The sequence below is a fragment of the Candidatus Zymogenus saltonus genome (assembly GCA_016929395.1).
Taxonomy (GTDB): Bacteria; Desulfobacterota; Zymogenia; order Zymogenales; family Zymogenaceae; genus Zymogenus; species Zymogenus saltonus.
In genome coordinates this window covers 17,435-39,029 of the sequence record JAFGIX010000025.1, presented here as the reverse complement: position 1 = coordinate 39,029, position 21,595 = coordinate 17,435, and the positions used below count along the sequence as shown (strand labels likewise).

Annotated in this window: 8 protein-coding genes; 1 reads left to right on the top strand and 7 read right to left on the bottom strand. The window is 48.7% G+C overall.

The genetic code is table 11. The features are described 5' to 3' along the window. Positions 1 to 10: 10 nt before the first annotated feature. The 3 genes from JW984_05020 to JW984_05010 form a co-directional block, all read right to left on the bottom strand. Complete coding sequence (locus JW984_05020) at positions 11 to 2,338, bottom strand: glycosyltransferase family 4 protein (GenBank protein ID MBN1572543.1); 2,328 nt, start codon at positions 2,336 to 2,338, stop codon at positions 11 to 13. Positions 2,339 to 2,399: 61 nt separating this feature from the next. Next, positions 2,400 to 3,821, bottom strand: coding sequence for a radical SAM protein (locus JW984_05015; protein ID MBN1572542.1), 1,422 nt, complete (start codon positions 3,819 to 3,821; stop codon positions 2,400 to 2,402). A gap of 99 nt (positions 3,822 to 3,920) precedes the next feature. After that, entirely contained in the window at positions 3,921 to 5,534 is a 1,614-nt protein-coding gene (locus JW984_05010) for a cobalamin-dependent protein (protein ID MBN1572541.1), read from the bottom strand. Between the two features lie 159 nt (positions 5,535 to 5,693). Between JW984_05010 and JW984_05005 the strand changes: the two genes are divergently transcribed. Next, positions 5,694 to 6,221 carry an isoprenylcysteine carboxylmethyltransferase family protein gene (locus tag JW984_05005; protein ID MBN1572540.1) on the top strand — a complete coding sequence of 176 codons (528 nt, stop codon included), beginning with the start codon at positions 5,694 to 5,696 and terminating at the stop codon, positions 6,219 to 6,221. A gap of 153 nt (positions 6,222 to 6,374) precedes the next feature. Here JW984_05005 and JW984_05000 read toward each other — a convergent pair whose 3' ends face one another. The 4 genes from JW984_05000 to JW984_04985 all read right to left on the bottom strand — a co-directional run bounded on the left by JW984_05000 (position 6,375) and on the right by JW984_04985 (position 21,578). Further along, entirely contained in the window at positions 6,375 to 6,626 is a 252-nt protein-coding gene (locus tag JW984_05000) for a hypothetical protein (GenBank protein MBN1572539.1), read from the bottom strand. Positions 6,627 to 6,700: 74 nt separating this feature from the next. Then, positions 6,701 to 7,045 carry a hypothetical protein gene (locus JW984_04995; protein MBN1572538.1) on the bottom strand — a complete coding sequence of 115 codons (345 nt, stop codon included), beginning with the start codon at positions 7,043 to 7,045 and terminating at the stop codon, positions 6,701 to 6,703. Positions 7,046 to 7,079: 34 nt separating this feature from the next. Further along, positions 7,080 to 7,499, bottom strand: a complete 420-nt coding sequence (locus JW984_04990; GenBank protein ID MBN1572537.1) for a MerR family transcriptional regulator — start codon at positions 7,497 to 7,499, stop codon at positions 7,080 to 7,082. A gap of 909 nt (positions 7,500 to 8,408) precedes the next feature. After that, on the bottom strand, positions 8,409 to 21,578 hold the full coding sequence (locus JW984_04985; protein MBN1572536.1) for a DUF11 domain-containing protein: 13,170 nt from the start codon (positions 21,576 to 21,578) through the stop codon (positions 8,409 to 8,411). Positions 21,579 to 21,595 lie beyond the last annotated feature (17 nt).

Sequence of the window (21,595 nt, the reverse complement as noted above, 5' to 3'; positions counted from 1 at the left end):
AGATCTGCCGTCAACGCACGGCTTTCCCTTCTTCTTTTCCCCAGATTAGATCCTTGAAAAGCTCCTCGGACTCCTTTAACTGCCTTTCGAGCCCGAAATAGGGGAGTTTTTCCCTTGACGCCGATACAATTTTCGAGGCGAATTTTTTGTTCGTTATTATCCTCTCTATCGCCGCCTTCAGCGCGTCTTTATCCTTCAACGGAACCAAGATCCCTGTCTTACCGTCTTCTATAATCTCCGGATTACCCGTGATATTTGTTGCCACTACGGGGATACCGGCGTTGTACGCCTCGATAATTACATGAGCGAGGCTCTCGTATTCCGTGTTCAGGACGAAGACATCGGCGAAGGATAAAAACGATATTATCTGCTCGTTCGGCACCCTTCCTATGAAGTGAATCCGATTTATTACCTTCAATGATTTTGCCAAATCCGTAAGTCTCTCTCTCTCGGGTCCGTCCCCAATTATCAAAAGGTGTATATCCTTCGGAAATTGTGCCGTAACCTCGATAAGGGCGTCTATTCCCTTCCATGGAACGAGGCGGGCTATTGTGGCAACGATCTTTCTCGCCCCCTTCGGTTTTTCAAATTCCGGCGTGGGTATTTTTCTCGGATTTATCAGCTCGATGGCGTTATGTGTCACGGATATCTTTTTCTTGTCTACACCCCATATCTTCGTCAGTCCCGCAACGTAGTTACTCCCCGATATTACAAGGTCGGCGCTCCTGGCAAAGTAATTTCTTATGAGTCTCATCACCATGATTATGGGACCGTAAGACTTCAGCTGAAACTCGTCGAGTCCGTCCACTGTTATTCTGTTTCTCCTGGCGTATTCCCAGACTATATCTCCAGCTACCCTGATGGCGAGCCTTTTCCTCAAGAAAAAATTGGCCATTTGAACCGGAAGGCCCGTATCCCAGGGGCCTCCTCCCGTATCGTAGAGGAGGTCGTAATCCCGCCCATACTTGACAATAGAAAGAAACAGGCTCAAAGACCTTGTAAAGATACTCCCCCTTTTTGGAATTCTCGAAAGGTAGAAAGGATCGTCGGGTAACTTATTTACCTCCGATAAGGCTATTACCTTCACCTTGTGCCCCTCTCCGTAAAGGTAGTGGGCGAGGTTCCTCACGTAAGTGGCCGGACCTCCCGATTCGGGATAGTAGATAGAAGCTATGAACAAGATCTTTATTCCCTTGAGAAGCCTGTCAAAAACTCTCTCCGTTTGTGCAAAAAGCCTGTTCCATCCAAAGTAATTAAGCCTCTCTCTTGAATTTGAAACCAGCCTCGCTGAATATCCGGTGTCGTTGATCAGCCTCATTATCGCATTCTTCAGCGCTTTATTATCCTTTACAGGAACCAACAGGCCGTTTTTACCATTCTCAACAACCTCGGGATTTCCACAAATATCGGTGGCAATCACCGGAACACCGACGGAGAACGCCTCAAGGATAATATGGGGAAGTCCCTCATATTCGGTGTTCAGGACAAATACGTCGGAATGTGAGAGGAGGGAGAGAACTTCCTTTTGAGTAACACGTCCCGTAAAGCGAACCCTCTTGTCTATCCCTAAGGTTTCCGTCAATTTTCTGAGGTTTGAAAGCTCCGGGCCGTCTCCTATCACCAAAAGATTGACGTCATTATCAAGCTCCGCAATTACCCTTATTATGCCGTCTATACCCTTCCAGGGCACCAGCCTTGCCGCGGTGGTTATAATCTTCTTTGATCCCTCCCATCCCTTTATGATCTCTGGTATCTCCTGGTTCCTTTCGCTAAAATCAACCGCATTGTGAATAACGGAGATATTTTCCCTCTTGACACCCCAGCCCGCCACCAGCTCCGCCAGATAGTGGCCCGGGGTAATAACTAAATCTGCGCCCATTGTTGTCTTATTTCTTAAGTACTTCAGGAGAGCTATCTTTGGACCGTAAAATTTACCCTGAAATTCATTGATGCCGTCATCTGTCAACCTGTTTCTTCGCACATATTCCCAGACGTTGTCTCCAACGACCTTGGTCACCAATTTCTTTTTCAAAAAAATATTCGCCCACCTAATCGGTATGCCTGTGTCCCAGGGACCTCCATTATCGTAAATGATATCCACATCCTTGCCGTGTTTCAGAACCGCCCTGAAAAGTCTAAATGACCTCCTAAATATCGTGCCTTTTTTTGGTATCCTGATTATATAAGGGGGGTCATCTACATCGATCTCTATTTCAGAAAGTGCGATGAGCTTTACGTGATGGCCCTTGTTGTGGAAGTCCTGGGACAGCCTCCTGACGTAGGTCGCGGGCCCGCCGGATTCAGGCGGGAAGATAGATGAGATAAAGATAATGTTCATATACTATATTACGAGTACAAGTTATTGTCCGCTTCTATATTTTATTGTCAAGTCTCCACTACTATTTCATAGCGCCAAACATCTCCCACAGGTTACCCTTGATCCCCTGCTTCCTGAATTCCGCAAGGGGACCCTGATCGTACCTCTCCGGCTTTTGATCCGGTGTAAGCTGCTGGCCGGCCATAATCATGTGCCCTGGGAAGAGCCAGTTGTTGCGCTTAAGGGATGCCTCCGCCACAAAGCCCACCACCTCATCGGCCACATCCGGGGATATATAAAATACCGGCTTCAATCCCACTCCCTCTTCTCCGACCACCCTGTCCCTTTTGGCGATCTTGTGCATACCCGTTCCTGAATAGAGGCGGATTCCCACGATTGCCAAGACTGCCGTCGGGGCAATCTCGTCAATCGAATCGACGGTCTCCTTTAGCGTGTCGAGAGTCTCCCCTGGGCCTCCAAATATCATGCTCAGGCAGCACTCTATGCCCATCCCCCTTGTCAACTCGACTGCCCTTACCACATTATCCTTCGTGAAGTTCTTTCTCAGGTTTTTAAGCACCCCCTCCGAAAGGCTATCCACACCGTAGTCGACCCCTGTAAAACCCGCATCTTTAAGCACCCCCAACAGCCTCTCCGATACAAAACCCGGATTCATATAAGCCGAAAACCTTAAGCCTATCTTTCTCCTTTTTATCTCTTCGGCAACCTCTATTGCGTGCTCCGGGGGGTTATTGAATACGTTGTCTACAATAAAGAAGGTGTCCGCCCCGTACTCCTTGTTGGTTTTCTCTATCTCGTCTACTATGGCCCCCGGATCTCTCAATCTGATATCCTTCCCCTCCACGACCGGATACGTACAATATATACAGTCGATGGGACATCCCCGTTTTGTCTGTATCCCGACCATGCCGCCCCACTTCTGATAGGCGGCACTATCGAGCAGATCCCTTGCGGGGGTACATATCTTGTTGACGTCAACCCTTGTCTTGTTTCCGTTTCGTTGCAGCGTTTTGCCCGCCTCCCTTGTAATGAGACCGGGCACTTTATCCAAGCTTCCCCCGTTTTCCAGAGAATCTGCAAGCTTCACAATCGCATCTTCCCCCTCACCCAGTATCCCCATCTCGACTCCCGTGAAATCGAGAAACTCCTCCGGCATCAGCGTAAAGGCAGGCCCCCCCATCACAATGGGACCGAAGTGGGACGAGCGTATCTCGTCTATGAGGTTTTTATGTCCCTCGGCGTAGGTAAGAACCAAGGGGTAGGCGACATTATCGACGTTTCTTATCGAGACACCGACAAGATCCGGTCCAAAAGACGATATTTTATCTTTGACCTCTCTTGAAATGTCATCCGCGAAACATATATCCAAAACATCCGTATCGTGACCCGATTCCCTCGCCGCCGAGGCGACATACGCCGCCCCCAACGGGAAAACCGGATCTGGAACCAGCTCTCTGTTTGCCGAGACAATAAGTACTCTCATCTTCCTCCCATCACCTTTTTTGTCATCACTTAATATATACCACAAACCACACCCTTCTCCTTTTTACCCCACAAATCCTCAAGGCCTCGATTTCCCAATTTAGGCCGATTCATGCAGAACGTCCCCGTTTCTATCCTCCCTCCTACTCCCGTTCCCCTCTCCCTTGCTCCTATCTTTGACAATACACGTTCCTTTTATCGTCTTCTCAATCGAATATCCCTTCTCCTCCATAAACTCCTCGAAGGGACGATAGTTCGTCTGCACCTCGTGGAGCGTATTTGAAAGCGTTCTCTTTACTATCTCCATCGTCGTCTGGTAGTTTCTTCTTATAAATGGATTTTTTGAAAACCATGTCTTGTAGAGTATCTTAGGTCTTAAGTGAAACCTCGACTGTATCTTCTCCACTGTTCTCAACATCTTGTCGTGGGGGATCGTATCCGTCTCCACGACCGGCGTGAACATATCCCACAAATCCCAGTTGTATTCCTTTATCATGTCATTTTCCAGATATTCCTCATAATAGGGCGTCCCCGGCACCGGGGTGAATATCTGGAGCGCGAATATATCGGAGTAACCCTTTATCATCTCGTAGGTGGCCCTCAGGGTCTCCGCCGTATCCTCCCTGTGACCCCACATGACGTTTGTCAGAAGTACAAGATCCCGCTCCTTGGCGGCCTTCATCGCCTTTATCACATCACCTACCCTTTGATTTTTCCCCCACTTATTCGTAATATCCTGACTCGCCGTCTCTACCCCGAAGGACATCTGATATAGACCCAATTTCTTTAGCCTGTCGATCAGATCAAGATCCCTTAAAAAGAGTTCTACCCTCGTCTGGTACCAGAAGGTTATCCCTTTAAGCTCCCTGCTTTCGAGCTCTTCTATGAATTCCGTTATCCTCTCCCTCTTCCAGTTGAAAGCGTTGTCGACGAAGTAGAAGTTTGTCCTGTTGTACTCCTTGCTCAAAAGCTCCATCTCGTCGACCATGTTCTTTGCATTCCTCGACCTCCAGGTGTGGTGCCAAAAGGCGGTCTCCGAGCAGAAACGACATTTGCCGAAACAGCCTCTCGTCGTTGAAATCATGATCGACTCATAAGGTATCATCCCGAGGGTCGGGAACCTGTACGCCATTACATAGTCTTCCGGGTTTTTTACTTTGAGCATCGGAAGGAGGCGGTACGCCGGCATCGGCAGATCGTTTATATCCTCCACAAGCTCCCTATCCGGAGTCTGAATGAAATTCCCTCCGTTTCCGTTGTCCAGATATGCGATTCCCTTTATATTCGAAAAATCTTTTCTCCCCTCTCCCAGCCGGCTGACCAGCTCCGCGAACGTGGCCTCCCCCTCTCCCCTCACGATAAAGTCTATATCCCCGTTGACACTAAGGCTCTCCTCTGGAAGTGCCGTCATGTGTGCCCCTCCCCCAACGACTACTATCTTAGGGTCAATCATCTTCGTCAGTGTAGCCGTGTGAAAGGCGTTGTTTATCGTGTTTGTTGAATTGTTTGATATGCCCACTACATTCGGTCTTCCCTCCCTTATCATCCGCTCGAGGTCATCCCAGCAGTTCTCAAAAGTGGTGACATCCAATATCTCGACTTCGTGTCCCTCCCTCTCCATATAAGCCGCCAGCTGGGTCACCGCGGGAGAAGGTATGTGTCCCATGAAATACTTAAAAACCTGCTGCGGTGGATCTATAATAAATATCTTCATATCCCCTGTTCCGTAATTTCCTTATTGATTTGATATTATATCTAAAACAAGCCCCGTTATCAATCTATTTATGGTTTATATCTTGTCTTTATTCCATTTTGTGTTGAATATTCTTTCTGTATGTTGTATATTTTACTCTAATATTTTTAGAGAGTATTTTTGAAATCGTTTAGACACATACTCGGCCTCTTTCTCGGTTTCGGCCTCAACGGCGTCATCATTCCATTTGCGATCTATCACGTCAATATCTTCTGCGACAGGCTCCTTGGCTTTGAGACCTTCGGCACCGATGAGGTCAGGATCCCTTTTGGGATCATCTTTCTCGCCGTCGGTCTTTTCTTCGTCTTCTGGGCAAATGCAATGCTTATTGTTAGGGGAAAGGGCGGGCCCTTCAACTACCACCGTCTCGTAACCATAAGCCCGGTAACAGAAAAGCTGGTTATAACGGGCCCCTATCGCTTTACGAGAAACCCAATGGCCTTCGGGGCCTTTACCGCTTATCTCTCTATACCGATCTTCATCGGCTCGATCTCCGGGATACTCCTGTTTTTCTTTTTCTTCGCCCTCGCCTATCTCTATTTCAAGAAGATCGAGGAGAAGAGGCTTTTGGAACACTTCGGAACCGAATTTGAGGAATACCGCAATAGGGTCTCCCTTATCTTTCCCCTGCCTCCAAAAAAATCATGATTTATTTATCTTTATACCTTTGCCCTATAATACAAAAAGCCCCGACCTCAGCCGGGGCTAACTATTTTTTCCTTGCGTCAAAAATGGCAATAGACTACTAATTCTTCCCCTCTATCCATTAATCCTCAGGAATGAAAAACAGCTTTTTTAGCCCTACTGCATTATCGCCACCGCCCTGCCGCCGTTTAACAGATCATAGATCAGACCTTCTATTCCCGATTCAGAAATAAATTCATTAAGCTCGGGGAAATACTTGAACAGGATGCAGTGATCCTGAAGCTCCTTTAAGGCGTCCAGAGGGATCTCGTCTCCGCTCTCCTCCAGAATATTTCTTGCCTCCATTATCTGCCTTTTTACCGTCTCTATGAGCTTTTTATCAACGTTTCTCTCTTCTCTCGTTTCCATTATTATTGCCTCCAAATATCCTTTTCTCTTTACAGCCCCTTTAACTTTAATTGTCTCGTTTATGCCAATTTTTCTTACAAGTCTCCATGGAGATCCAAGAAAAGCCTCAACAAGACGTAGTTATCGGGTAGGTTTATTGCGTACATCTCCTCGGAGCTCATTATATAGCGACAGTATAGATGAAAAGCAACGAGGGTTTGCTGATCTTGAGGAAGAATCTTGTTGATTATCATGACGGTATTCCCGTTCTCTCTTGCGAGAATTCCGTGGTGGGTCATCCTTTCAAACGCAACCAAGATGCCCTTCTTTTCAGCAAATATCTCAAAGTCATCAAGATTTTTTATCTCCTCAACCTCCGACCCTAAAATACTTTCTTCCTCAAAATCTATTTCAATTATTTTCGCCGTTTCCGTTCTCATTTTATCCTCCTAATTTATTGTCATAAAATTACGTTCATTTATATTCATCCCCCGGTTTCCACAAGGGGAGGACCAACTGGCCTCTCGTTCTTTTTAAAAGTGATATTGCTTCGCCCGTACTTACGAATTTTATTATCTCCCTCGGCTCGCCGTCTTCTCCTTTTACCACCAGAAAATCCCCCGATGACATCGGGTTTTCGCCAAGGCTCTTGAGGTATTCCATGATGTCTCTTATCTTCTGAAGGCTGAGCCTTGCGGTTCTAAGCGCATATATTACGGAAGCCTCCCTTATGTTCAACTCAGTCCATAGGGTTCCCTTGCCTCTGTAACCGCCTCCCTCCACATTTATCAGTCCTCCTTCGCTCCATCTCATAAGGGTCCTGTATGGAATATTCAATATTCTCGCCGCCTCCGCCCCGCTTTTCTTTTCTCCTTTTTCTCCCCTGTCATCCATAATCTAAATATTTTTCAGCCCTCAATGCTGTACCAAGTTATTTTTTGAATAGTTTTTTAATAACCGATTTCCACTACTTTGAAGATCGAGTTTTCTAAAATAAGCCCTCCTTTTCACCGATTTCTATTCATCCTTCATTTTTCTACTCATGGCCCAGTTTTTTCCCCTGCCTTCCATAATTGCTACAATGATTTAACTACTCTTATCCGTCAATTTTAAAACCTCAACCGGCCTTCTCAAATACATCTAATGAAACACTATTGGAACCCACAGTATCTTTTATCTAAAATTAAGGTTGCCACTATCTCAAAAACAAATCTCCATCAACCCTTATTCCAATCAACAAATTCGCCAATCTGCCATCGATCGAACGTCAAAAATAATGGTTTTCCTCCCCGTCTTTTTATTATGCCATTACGGCATATTATGTCGCTATGGCATAGTTTAATGGGAATTAAGATGGATGTCAAGAAAAAAATGGATTTTTTTAGGTTTTTTAGGGACTTTTTTTGTTTTTTGCTTTTTGATTACCAGATATTTTAATGTTTTTGTTAGATTTTTTAGTTTTACAGCGGTATGAATTGAATTTTGAGACAGGAAAAATATGAAGTTTTTAACTACTTAAAAACTCTAGAAATTTAAATAGTCCTATTTATTGTATTTTTCATATAATACGGGATTTGCTGAAAAAAAGGGGTGCAAAAACTCAATTTTGCACCCCTGATATTTTGTAGTTTGAATTTACACTTTTACTTAATCTGCGTCACCCTTTCCCCATACCCCTTTAGTCGATCCAATATCATTCATTCATCCATCCACCCACACTTTTTCCAGACAATCCTAAATTATATCCGTCCTTATCCAACCTCCCCCTCCCCTCCCAATCTTAAAATTTCGCCTACCAGACTCCTATTCCTTCATGTTACAGGGCAGGCAAATGGAGTTTTCCTCCTCCTCTTTTTCCGTCCATAGCACATCGGATATCTTCACACCCTCGTGCACGCCGAGCTCATCGCATGGGTAAAGCTCTCCCTCGTAGTAGATGAAGGATTTGACATCAAGCGTGTTTTCATATTTACCCGGCTTTATATCGCAGTCCGCGACGGCCTGGTATTTCAATACTATCCTGTTGTTGTAGCGCAGACTCGGTATGTACCAGTTTAGTTTTTTGCTTCCCACCGGATCCGCCGAGGGCTTACCGTTTATCGTGGTGGTTCCCGGCACGTAGTGGAAGTCATCCGCCAGGGTATCCTCGACCCTCATCCTTGTCAGCGTGTTATTTACGGCCAGGTCGTGTTCATCCACGCAGTAGTTCTCCATAATCACGAGGAAGGTGAACACGCCGCACGGCTTGCCGTCTTTCGGCGATTCGTCAACTACGATCTTGACGCTCCTTATAATCTGAGGCGAGTATACATCCTTTTCTATACTGTTTTTCACTCCCTCCTTCTTATCATTATTTTCGGGATACCTCTCCAGACTTCCTATCTCGAGGATCCTGTTCATGAAGGTGATCATGTGGTATGCGGTCAGTATCTTCTTCTCCTGCTCCATGTACGGCTGGAGCTCCGAGATAAGCATAATGGTGAATATCAGGTCGAGATTCGTGTAGCTGAGCTCGACCTTCGTCTTTCCCTGATGGTCGTATATTGTTCCGGATGACAGATAGAGACCTAACTGCTGATCCCATTTCTTTTCGTCCAGCTTGAGGAATACGTTCAAGGCCGTATCGAGATATTTCTTGTCACCGGTGACCTCGTACGTCCTGTAGAGGGCGTTTAGCGGGATCGTATGGGTCCCTATCGACTCGAACTCGCATAGCTCATTGTATGGAGTCCCGTCCTCCTTCACCACCGCTATGACTCCCCTACCGTCTATCATCTTGTCCATGATGAAATCCGCCTGGGCCTTTATCATCTCCATAATCTGGTCATGAAGCTGTCCTTCGGGAAGCGTCGTTACTATCCTCGTCAGGATATCGAGGGCCATCCCCACCTTTACCGCATCTACGCTTCCCGTTATCAAGGTACCGTTCTTCTTGTCGTAGTGATTATCGACGAGGGCCTTGACGTAGAATGCGAGAAGCTCTTCGTCCACCTTTTTGTCCCCGAGGTAATTAGCGTGCTCGTTGAAGAGGCCTTCTTCTCTCTTCTTGTTCCAGAGGGCTATCGCCCAGATGAGTGATACCTGATCGAAGAGATCGCTGTTCTTGTCTTTCACGACCGGGACTTCTTTCTTCAGCTCTTTATCCCACTTGAACACGAACTCGTGCGGTATGTAGCCTCTCTTCTCTTCCTTCATCTTCTCGGTCAAATCCACGAGGAAGCGGTGTTTCGCAACCACAGCCAGCCTCATCGTATCTTTAACCAGTCTGTCCGAAGGCTCTTTTTCACTCTTGTCATTCAGCTGATCGAGAAGCTCCATCTGCCTTATCATCGTCTGGGCGATCGATGACGGGTATAGGGAATTGTCGATCTCCTCCTTAATCCATCCCTCTTCTATCTTCTCTTCGTAGTAGGGCTTGCCCTCCGCATATTCGAGATAGATTATATCTTCAAATCTCTCTTTTGTGCCGATAGCCCCCTTGACCTTGTCTATCACCTTTCCTGCAAAGGATTTGCCTGCTTCGCCCTCTTTGGGCGCCCTCTTGGAGACAAAATCCTTGAGGAACTCATCGGGCGACATTCCCCTCTTCTTCGCCATATCCTTTACTACGTCTGACCCGGTAAGCTTTATTCCCATGGTCGAGTTCAAGGTGAGGTTCTTCACGTTGAATCCAGCAACCTCATAGCTCAGGTAAGCGGCGTAGTGTGGTATGTCGGGATCGGCAAAGTACGGGTTGAACGTCGGGAGCTCTGTCTTCAGGTTTTTCTCGTAGTCGTAGATCAACGATGAGAAATACATCCCTATATCCGTCTCGAACGTATCGTCCACCTTTGTGCTTACAATCAGTTCGGGAGTATCGAACCTCAGGTTCGCCTTCCACTTCTTCCAGTCGTATACCTTCGGCTCGTCCCCGGATGCTATAGCTCCCGCCGGGGTTAGGTTTAAGACCATCTTCCGCACAAGTATCGGCGCGAGGTCTCTTGTCTGATCCTTATCCCTTATCGGCGTTATAATCGGCTTTATGTAGGACCTTCCGTTGGGGTCTTCCGGTATGAGAGTCAGCGGTGCGTGCCATGGGAAGAAGCGGTTCTCGTACAGCTGGAGCTGCGCCTGGTCAAGGATACGCTCGGTGGTGTAAGACATCTTGTCGAGGTAGTCGTATATATTGTCCGGATCGCCGTTAAGCGTAAGCTCCCTTAACGCCGCTATTAGCGCGCCTATCGACTGGGGTGTCAGTATGACCTCGTAGTCGTACTCCTCTTCATCAACGAAGATCAGGTATTCCTCTTTCCAAAGCTCTTCCACCATCCAGTCGTAGACCTTCAGGGCTGCCTCTCTGTATTTCTTGTCCTCCGTTACAGCGTACGCCGTGAGGAACGCCCTTATAGCGAGGGCGTTATCCACAAGAGTTCTCCTCGTTCCCGTATCGGGTTGACCCTTGGAGTAATCGTAGCTTGTGTAGACGCCGCCGTCCTTCTTGGAGACGAGGTTTTCGAGCATGAAGTCCGCTATGTATGTGATCTTCCTCTTCGGGCCTTCGCTGTTAAGCCTCAAATCCCTGTTGTCGTTGTAGACCGATCTCAGCGCAAGTACTGTAAATCCGAGGTCGGAAACCTTTATAATATTGTCATTTTCGCTTCCGGCACCCGTTGGTCCGTGGAAGCTCAGGAAGGTCTTGTCATCGGCATTGTAGTGTATCTTCTCGATTATCTTGTACGTCTCCTTCAGCCTCGCATCTATGGTCTCGATATTCTCTCTGGCCTTCGGATCGGTGGAGTGAATAAGGACACTTCTCAGCTTCGAGAGTCCCCAAAGCATCGACACGTGATCGTAAAGGGTGCTCACCTCGTCGACCACCTCGTATTTGAGCCCCGGTCTTCCCTTGTCTATCTGTATCCTACTGTAGTGCGGGAAGTAGGTGACCGGCGGCGAGAACTCCGCGGTCACTGCCAACTCTTCAAAGGCCGATTTCGTCTTTTCCATCGACTGGGCGAGAAGCAGTCTGCCGAAGAATCTGTCCGTCGGGTCTTCGCTCTTGAGGTATTTGTCTATCTGGAAGGACGCCCTCAAAAGCGTAAATCCCAGGGCCGCCGGCATGATGTTCTTGTCCATGAACGCCTCTTCCCAGGCGAGCTTCCCGTCGGTTATTTTATCCTCGAGGTAAGGATAGGAGCCGAAGTACTCCAGGAAGATGGGATCGATATCGGGAACTTCGCTTAAGCCCGCTTCTTTGGCCATCTCAAGTAGGTATTGATCGAGTACGTCCTCCGGCTTCTTGCCCGTCTCCTTCGCCTCTTCAAGGATCGCCGGCGAATAGGCGAACGGGATTCCCAGCTCCGACTTCATCACCACGTTTCCGAGGTTGTACTGGGCGTATTCGCCGAGCTTTTCGATTATCCTATTGTAGAGGCCGGTCATCAGGTACTTGTCCTCGGGGTCGATGCCCTTTGCGATAAGGAGCGGGTTGAGGTAATCATTGACCATAAAGAGCTCGGTCGCCCCGTACATGGCGATATCCGTCTGATAGTATATCTCCGGGTATCCGGGCAGCGTGTTTTTGAAGTCTTGGGACTTTATGACAACCTTTCTCACGCCGAGACAACATGCCGGTTTCTTCTCCTTCTCTTCTTCTTCAACTTCACCGGGTATCTTCTCTCCGGGCAGCTCTCCCACATCAATGGGAATTCCACCTATTCCCGGTAGGGTGGCGACCGGTCTCAGCGCCTTACCCTTTACCGATACCTTCGCTTCGGCCGTCAGATTCTCGATCTTTCCCGAGCTGTCGGCGACCGCCAAGACCACTGTGTTTACGTTTATCCCCCGCTTGGCGCTTTGTGTTACCACAGCGTGATACTTCAAAACAACCGTCGTTTCCGGTGCGACCGTACCGATGTTCCATGTGTACGGATTCGATCCGGAAGGATCTGAAAATACCGATCCGTCGAGCAGGGTCGTCCCCGGTACATATCTGAAGCCGTAGGGCATCGTGTCGGTAAACGTTGCGTTATACAGTGTGGATTTCCTGTTGTTCCTGAACGTCACCGTATAGCGCACAATCCCGCCCTTCTTGACGCTCGTCGGATCGGCTTCCTTTTTAAGCTCTATCTTGTTTACGGGGATGAAGACCTCTGCCGTATCCTTATCGTCGTGATCGGTATCCGCCACCGTTATGTGTGAGCCGTCCCTTATTATATCCTGGAGGTTTCTGTCCATACCGTCTGTAACGGCCGTATTTATCCGCGTCCCACCAGGCGCCGATGGAGTTACCCTTGCCTGGAAAGTTATCGTAAGGGTTGACCCCGCCGCCGGGGCCGGAGGTATGGTGTAGTTGTTCTGCCAGATGAGATCCCTGCCGGAGATCGTGGTCGGATCTCCGATATTCGCGCTTCCGGCCACGTATTCAAATCCCAGCGGCAACGTGTCTGTGATGTTCACGTTTATGGCGTCTCCCAGCCCCACGTTTTCTATGGTGTAGGAATAATCTACGATACTCCCGTGGACCGCCACCGTCGTGTTGGCAGGATTCCCGTCAATAGCCGTCACAAGCTTTTCGGTGACGAGGAAAGGCTCGTGGGTATAGATCGTCGTATCAGCGTCGTCCGTTGCGTCCGTATCGGCCGGGACATCCGCGCTCCTGTCTGCATGTATCGCGGCATTCGATCCGTCGAGGCCCGCCCCGGTAACGTAGTTCTCCGCCACCAGCCCCTCGACTATGTCTGAATTCACATACACCCTGTATGTAATCTCGAGGGTGTTTCCGGCCCCAGAGGGAAGTGTTATGTCAAACGTAGGCAGGTACCACTCCATCACCTCGTTTACACCGGGACCTCCCGGCGTGGTTATTGCGGGGTGGGCCGTCGATGACGTGGCGTCCCAAGTGGCGCTGGAATATACAGGTGGTGGTCCCGCCGCTATCGGCGGTGCCGATGTTCCGGATCCGTAGACGACCCCCACGGGCAGTCTATCTACCACCCTTATCTCGTAGGCCGTACCGTCCCCCACGTTGTTTACCCTCATCCTGTAGGTCACGTAGTCCCCCGGCTGGATGCTGTTGTTTCCGGGCCCGAAGGCGACGCCGTTGATGTCCACTACCTCCTTGTCAACGGTCAGGGCAGGAACTCCAGCCGTAAACGATGCGTTGTCGCTGTCGTCCGTGTCGGTGTCTCCCGCAGGGATGTGGAGCGAATTGTCGGTCGGTATGGTGTTTCCGAGATTATCCTCTCCCGCAACTCTGGCAACGTTGTCGTAGAGGTTGGCGTTGAGCACATTTGTCGTAACCACCCCTTCGAACGTAAGGGTGAATGTCGCTCCGCCCGCTATATCAGGTATGGCCCATGTATACGGGTTTGTCCCCGATGGATTCGCCGCTGGCACTCCATTGTAGAGCGTCGAGCCTGCCATATATGTAAGCTCCGCCGGCAGCGTGTCCGTTATCGTGACGCCCGTTGCCAGACCGCTTCCAATATTAGTCACTGCATAAGTGTACGTAATGGTGTCTCCAGGCTCGGCGAAATCTATAACGCCTCTCGAAACTCCGTTCTTGTCTGCGATGTTCGTTATATTCTTTACCGTCTCAAACGCCGGCACATGGACCCTGATATCGCTGGCAATGTCGCTTGCGCTTTCCGTATATCCAGCGGATCCCGTATATACGTAAGTGGCTCTGTTCGGAATAGTGTCGTTGTCGTCGTTCTGGTCTATATCCGCCACAACGGCGTTGAAGGTGATTATCAGGGAGCCTCCGCTTGACGCGTCGACACTCGTAAGACTCCACCTGATCGTGGATGCCGTGCTCCCGTCATACGTGGGCCCTAATAACGCCGGGTCTGCAGCATTGACTCCTGTGTTCGAGTTTATAACGGTTCCATTGGGGAGGGTCAATACAGCGCTGTCAGCCTGATAGTATATCCCCTCTCCCATGAGGTCCGAAATATCGAGGGTCGGTATGGTAGCGTGGGGCAGAGTGGTCATAGTTATAGTGTATGGAACAACGTCAAGGATTCCAGACACCACTCCTATCGTGAAATCCCTTATCGCCCCGTCCGGGGTCTTGTCGATCGTCGCTCCCGTCTCCACCGTCACGGTGTTGTCGGTCCTCGCCGCATAATCATTAAGCGCGCCTCCAACGCCGTCCGTGCCGTTTCGCTCGTTGGTATTTGAACCGCTGGTGCTCGTCCACGTTACGTAAACGTTGTTGGTTAAATCCAAGTTAGGTATTACGCTGCTGTCTACCTTCGCCTCATACGTCAGTGTTTTGGTATCTCCAACCAGCAGCTCGTCAATCGTCCACGTTACCGTGCCCGCAGTAGCGTTACCAACGGCTATATCTGCCGAAACATCGGGTATCTTTGTAAGGGAAAGCTCATCTAAATTGAGCTGCCCAGGTAGCGTATCCAATACCACCGAATCATAAGCGGTGCTCGTCCCGTTATTGGTTACCGTCAGTGTATATGTAATTACATCACCCGCCGCCACGGGCACACCGCCTGTATTGTCCGCCTTCGTAACTACTATGTTAGCCTCATGCACTACAAGATCGGTCGCGTCATCAGAACCACTGTCCGTAAACGTACCGGCCGTAAGGTCATATCTCGCAACGTTATCTATTGTAGTGGGAGTAGGGCTGTCTTGGTTGCCGACAACATTGGCAACTATCACATCAAAGCTGATTGTCAGATCGCCGCCGCTGGACGCATTGAGTGAACTGTAATTCCAAGTGAGAGTTGTGGCAACAGACCCGTCATGTGGGAGAGCGGGAACTGCACCATCAGGCTCCGGCGTTGTATCTGGATTACCGTTCGGCAACGTGATACTTGCGGTACCCGGTACATAGAACATTCCGGGTTGTAAATTGTCAGTAATAACAAGGGTCGGTATCGTAGCGTCCGGAAGCTCGACAACTATCGTATATGTCCTCGTATCTCCTATAGTTACATCCGCCGTGCCGGGAGCTCCATTAAGAGTCTTAGTTATGGTGGATACGTTGTCCACCGTTACAGAGTCTGTCTCGTCGAGGAAATAGTTGTTTAAGCTTCCTCCCGTTCCGGTTCGTTCCTCCGCCGGACTTGTAGGCGTCCCCGAAGTACTCGTCCACTCGACGTGGGTTCTGTTTTCCAGTATCTGGTTGGGAATCACATCGTTATCCACGGTAACATCATAGTCTACTTCAAAGAAGGAACCGTTGGCTATATCCACGGGACCCCATTCAAGAGTCGTATATCCTACACTTGGCGTATCCGGATAAACATTTGCCGGTGCGGGAGTAATCGTTCCCAGTGTCAATCCCGGGGGTACGATATCCGTTATTATCACGTCATATGCATTTGCGTGACTTGAAGCGGTGTGGTCAACGCTTATGGTATATGAAAGCGTGTCTCCCGCATCAACAATCCCGATTGGCACATGCGCTTTTGTAACCTCAAGATCGGCCTCGATAACGTCAACGTCATCGCTGGCGGAGTCATGAAAACTATATGTCTCTGTTGGACTTATAGTTATATCATAGTCGACATCCACCGTATTTGTCAGGTTCAGGGGGTCCTGGTTTGAAGAAATATTCTCTACGTATGCATCGAAATCGATATCTATATAGCATGAGGAGCTTGTGAAATCTGTCAGGTCCCACGTCATGGTTCCACTATCAAAGGTTACCGTGGTCGGGCACGTACAGGTGTAGGTATCATTTCCGTAAAATGCAAGACCCGTGGGCAGAAAATCCTGAATCTTTATATTTTTATATGAAGTTGAGCTAATTCCAAAGAAATTCACCCTAAGGTCCACGTGGACCACTTCCCCTATGGTAGCTTCATCTTCCACTATGCTCTTGGTGATTCCGGGTCCAACGTAGGCAGTGTCTGTGGCGTGTGCAAAAACACAGGCAACACCGCACATCCCGGATACATCCACGACGTTGTCAAGATTTTCGAAACTTGGACTTGCGATGGTATCGCAGGACAGGTCAAATGAGAAGCTAGCCCCTACGCCGTTCGCCCTGATGCTGAGACCCGTCCACATCAAGGTATGACCGGTTCCATCGGCAGGGTCCAAAACCCAATTTATTCCCTGAATCGGTATCGGGCCGATGGAGGACATATCATAGTCGGGTCCCAGGGTATCCCTTATGGTAATGGTCCCGTCCGCCACCCCGCCGGCGGTCTCGCTTACGGTAATGGTCCAGTGCGGCCAAGTAGAAGGAGGCCCTCCAGGAACGAATGTCTGGACTTCCTCGACCTTTCCCACTTCTAAAACAGGCACAGTGGGATTTATTGGTTCTGTATCGGTCAAATCCGTCGGCTCTGTATTTGTACAAAAAGCATCGTAATCCCAATCGAGGGTTGCCACGTTGTTACCGCCCGGATCTAAATAACAATTTCCCGTTGACCAATCCTGGTGTTGGATTTCAAAGGTTATTGTGATGGTCTCTCCAGATTGGATTATTCCTCCGAATAAGCTCCCATCCCAGGTGAGTGTAGTTGTTCCGCTTGGATTCGCACTACTCAGGACTCCACGAAGGTCACTCTCTATCTCCGAGTGCCCTGTAGAATATACAAAGCCGGAAGGAAGCACATCTTCAAGAGAATTGATAACTCCGTCCGCCCCGTCGTTTATGATGGTTAAAACAATAACCCCCCCGCAATTATCTATTACTCCGGTACCGCCGATTGTTGTCTCAAAAGATAAATCCGGTATTGAAATCAAGGTTGATGTGGCGGAGCTCGTCTCCGTTGTACAGCATCCCCACTCGACTTCAGCGGTGTTTTCCCTTGAAGCATCACATATTATTGGACTGCCTATTACGCCGAAGATGTCATATGTATATGTTGTGAGGCTGGGAATGTCCACCAATACCCATGGATTTGAACCGGACACGACCGCCGGTGTCCCTCCAACAGGAACTATTGGATTTGTTGGACGCAATGTTACATTTGCGGGCAGGGTATCTGTTAATAACACATCTGTGGCCACGTCATTACCGGTATTTGTAATCGTCACTCTCCACGCTACCGTGTCCCCCGGAGTGCCGAATTCCTGGCTTTTCGTGATGCTCAGGTAGGGCTCATACAAAGAAATGTCAAGGTGATGAGTTGCCTTGTCGCCACCCACATTACAAGGCGGTTCGTAGTAGAGGTGAGAGATTATGTCATCCCCCACTGTGTAGTTACATAGGGGATCCCCGCTGCCGTCTGTCTCTACCTTTACATTAAACTTTACTGTATATTCTTCGCCGGGAGCCATCCCGTCCGTGTCGTCAAAGATATATTCTATAGGGTTGGCGGTCGGATCGTCCGGGTCCGTATTAACCCCTTCTATGCCGCACCCGTTACAGCTTACTTCGCTCGATCCTAAAACATATTCCAGACCTGTGGGCAGCTCCTCCCCCAGAACAAGGTCGAAGGCCTTATACGCCCCGATGTTTCTAAATGTAACCGATACCGTTGTCTCTAAAGCTCCGCAGATATCCAACGGGCCAGAGGTCACACTCGTAATGGCTACCTTGGAGTATACCTCTTCAACTTTCGCCTGGGTAGGAGCCGTACCCGCACACGCAGTCGTCAGACAACCCCAGTATGCGCCTACATCGTTGGTTTTTCCATCGCAGTCGATAACATTTGCTGTAAGTACTATTTCAACCGTATTTCCAGGATCGATATCCCCCACATTCCAAGTAAGAGTGTTTTCAACTCCCAGAGTATTTGGATCAATTATTGGCGCAGTAGGTGTGCCGTCAACGGTCGAAGAATCCCAAAAAAGGCCGGCCCCCAACGTATCTTCTACTTCAACGTTGTATGCTTTTCCGCTCCCTCGGTTGGTTACGTAGATTGTCCATGTTGGGTTCGTCGTCGTCCTGTCCTCAACGTAGAAAACCTCCGGTGTTTTCTTTACCAGCAGATCTCCCTTCCATACAGTAGGGGCCGAATATGCAGCGGAGGTTGTGTAAGATGTTGTGCAGTTGTCCTCATATGTTATATCCGTAGTAATGTTATCTCCGGAATCACATATCTTGAAAAGATTAAATTGTATATAACCGTCCCCCAACATCGATGGATCAGCGAGATCCCCTATATTAAAAGTGAGCGTATTTGTGGAAGTATCGTATATGGGTTCGAGAGGGTCCCCTCCGCTTATAGTATTTAAGTGGTTCAATATTCCATAATATACCGGATCAGTATAATTTGGATCAGTATCATCATCAATGTAACCGTAATTACCCAAAAGATTTACTACCGCTTTAACGTCGTAGGAGGGCGTATCCTGATCTATGGCTATTCTGAACTCAGATTGTTCACACTCTATGATCAGGTTGGAGCAATGGTCGGTAATATAGTGACAGAAGAACGGGATCGTGATGCTTGGGGCATTGTTCAAAGCCTCTATCCAAACGCCCTCATGGTACGAGTCGTCCGAGCCGCAGTTCGTATCGGCATCATAGCCATCGACCAAATAGGTCGACAGGTCGAAGTTCCTTCCTGTTACGCTGCCCGTATAAAAGCAGAGCGTATATGTTATCGTAAGCACATCGCCTACATCCGGATCCGGGAAACTCCTCGAACTCAGAAAGCCGAGGTTGATCGACGATCCAAGGGTTATATCTTCGTTGGTTGTATGTGTTAAAGTTGTACTCGCATCATAGAATGAAAAGTGGGCTTGTCCTGTAATGTTTCCGGTTAATCTCTCAAACACCTGATTGTTGGCGCCCTCCTCCGTAAAATCGATGCAGTTCCATTTAGAACCGGATGATTCTAAGCAAAGACTTAATGGACCGTTAAAGGTAATCGTATTCGTGTATGTGCTACAGCTCTCGCATACCACCTCCGGGGTTGCGCCCCCCCAGGTCTTATCCAAATCGAAGAGCGCCGTAAGATCTTCACACTCTATACCGATTCCGAAGCTGGAGGAATCCGTACAGAGAACGCATGCGGTTCCTGAAAGAATTTCCGCGGTCACGTTGTTCTGAACGATCGTTCCGCACACGCAAGGGTCATAACCGGGAGCCGTAGAAGACATCCTCATGTCGTAGCTCAACGTGAACGTATAGGGCGGGCCTCCCAATGGGGTGGAGGCCGGAATAGTCCATGTTAAGGTGCGAGCCCCAGTATCAAGAACTCCGCTGCCGTAGTTTGTAACGACACCGCCTCCCGGGTACGTGTCCGTAACCACAATGGGCGGAGTCTCAAGGTCTGCCGGATTTGAATCGAGATCACACAACGGCCCGTCGTAAATAACGGTTATGCCGTATGTTTCGGGTGTGGTGTTATTAACGTAGAGGGAATCGGCGCCGTCCTTTATGACCGTCAAGACCGCCGCGTTCACCATATTGTAGGAATGATCCGGCACGGGAACGCTGACGGAACAGTTTCCAGAGCATATTCCGGTAATATTTTCAAAAGTAACCGTATTTAAAACATTGATGCCGCAATCGGTCGCGTTGTAACCATCCGCCTTCAACGTTACAGAAAAGTCAACGGCTCCCCCGTTAACACTTATATCAAACAACTGATTATTCCACCTTACGAAGTTGCTGCCCGGTGTGTATCCCGAAGGTGTTGGAGGTGTTGTTGTATCCAAAGAAAAACCTGAATCCCATGTATCTGCGATATCGGCTCTGACCGTGGGGATAGTACTTGGAGCGTGATAGGTAACGGTAAAATTGTACGTTCCGGTGCCATTCTCGTTCACTATTCCAGGCCCGCTCTTGCTGACGGTGAAATAGGCGCTCGGGGGCGCATCTCCCACCGGAAGCTCTTTTGCGGGGGGGTAAAATATGTCTCCGCAGTCATCGATGAAGGTGGGCTCGAATAGAATCGATTCGCAATCGACGGGCGAACAAAACGGATCCCACCTTAATTGGAATGAAAACGTAAAAGAGCCGGAGCCGCCTCCGGCTATTTCGGGGAATCCCTCAAATCGGCCCGTGCCGGAATTATACGTAATGCCGTTGGTCACATTTGAAACGCTAAGCTCGGAAGGAATATACGTATCGAAATAGAGGTTATTTATCTTCCCGGAATCCGTTCCGGTGTTCGTAATGTTCACGGTAACGGTATCGTAGCTGCAGAATTCAATATCCACAGTACCATCTCCGTCCGAAGTCGTGAAATTGTAGTCGAGATTTGGCGTCTTGTAATTTAATTCAATGCCTCCCTCCACTACCTCTTCACCACAGACAACATCGTAGGCGGCGCCACAGCCGTTATAAGTCCCCTTTAGATTTAAATAGATATCTTTGCAGGCACTTACATCAGCGGTTATTCTATAAGTTTCTTCATCGCCGGTAGCCATTGGGTTTGCGTAATCACAAACGTCAATAGTGTATGGCGTGGTGATTGGTACTCCAGGTGCTGCACCTAATCGTATATTTGTGAGGCCTGCGCCTTTATCAACAATCAGCTTTACATTATAAAGGTCGCCGACGCCAGTATTTCTTACCTTCACATACCACTCGGCGGTATCGCCTACAGCGCGCTCCTGTTTCATCGCAGAGCCACCGCCAGAATCTTCCAGATTAATAACGAGGTTTGGCTTTTCAACGGTAATCGGGCCCGAGCTTGCCGTGTCAGGCCCTCCGCCGTCATAGTTTACCGTAACTATCAACTCCCTGCCCACAATAGCGTCACAGTTAGGGCTGATGGTTATAGTGGCGGACCACTCGTCATCACCTCCAGGAGTAGAATCATTCGCGGCAAGCGTAAAAGAGCTCCATGTAACGGTGGATGTCCCGGAATACGTACTTCCGTGGGGAAGCCCGTTTGTGGCGCCCCTGAAAGAAAAATCCGTGGGCACGACGGCTGACACCACCACATTGGTCACAGGTGTGGTTGTTGAGGTATTTGCGACCGAGATTGTGAAAGTATCTTCCCCACAAATACTTATGACAGGGTTTTTTGGAGTTACATTTGTATTCTGGGCCAGAGAAAAAACACCGCAGATCAAAAGCAGAAAGATAATCGTTATTTTAAAGTTTATCTTATTCATGAAAGCACCGAATTATA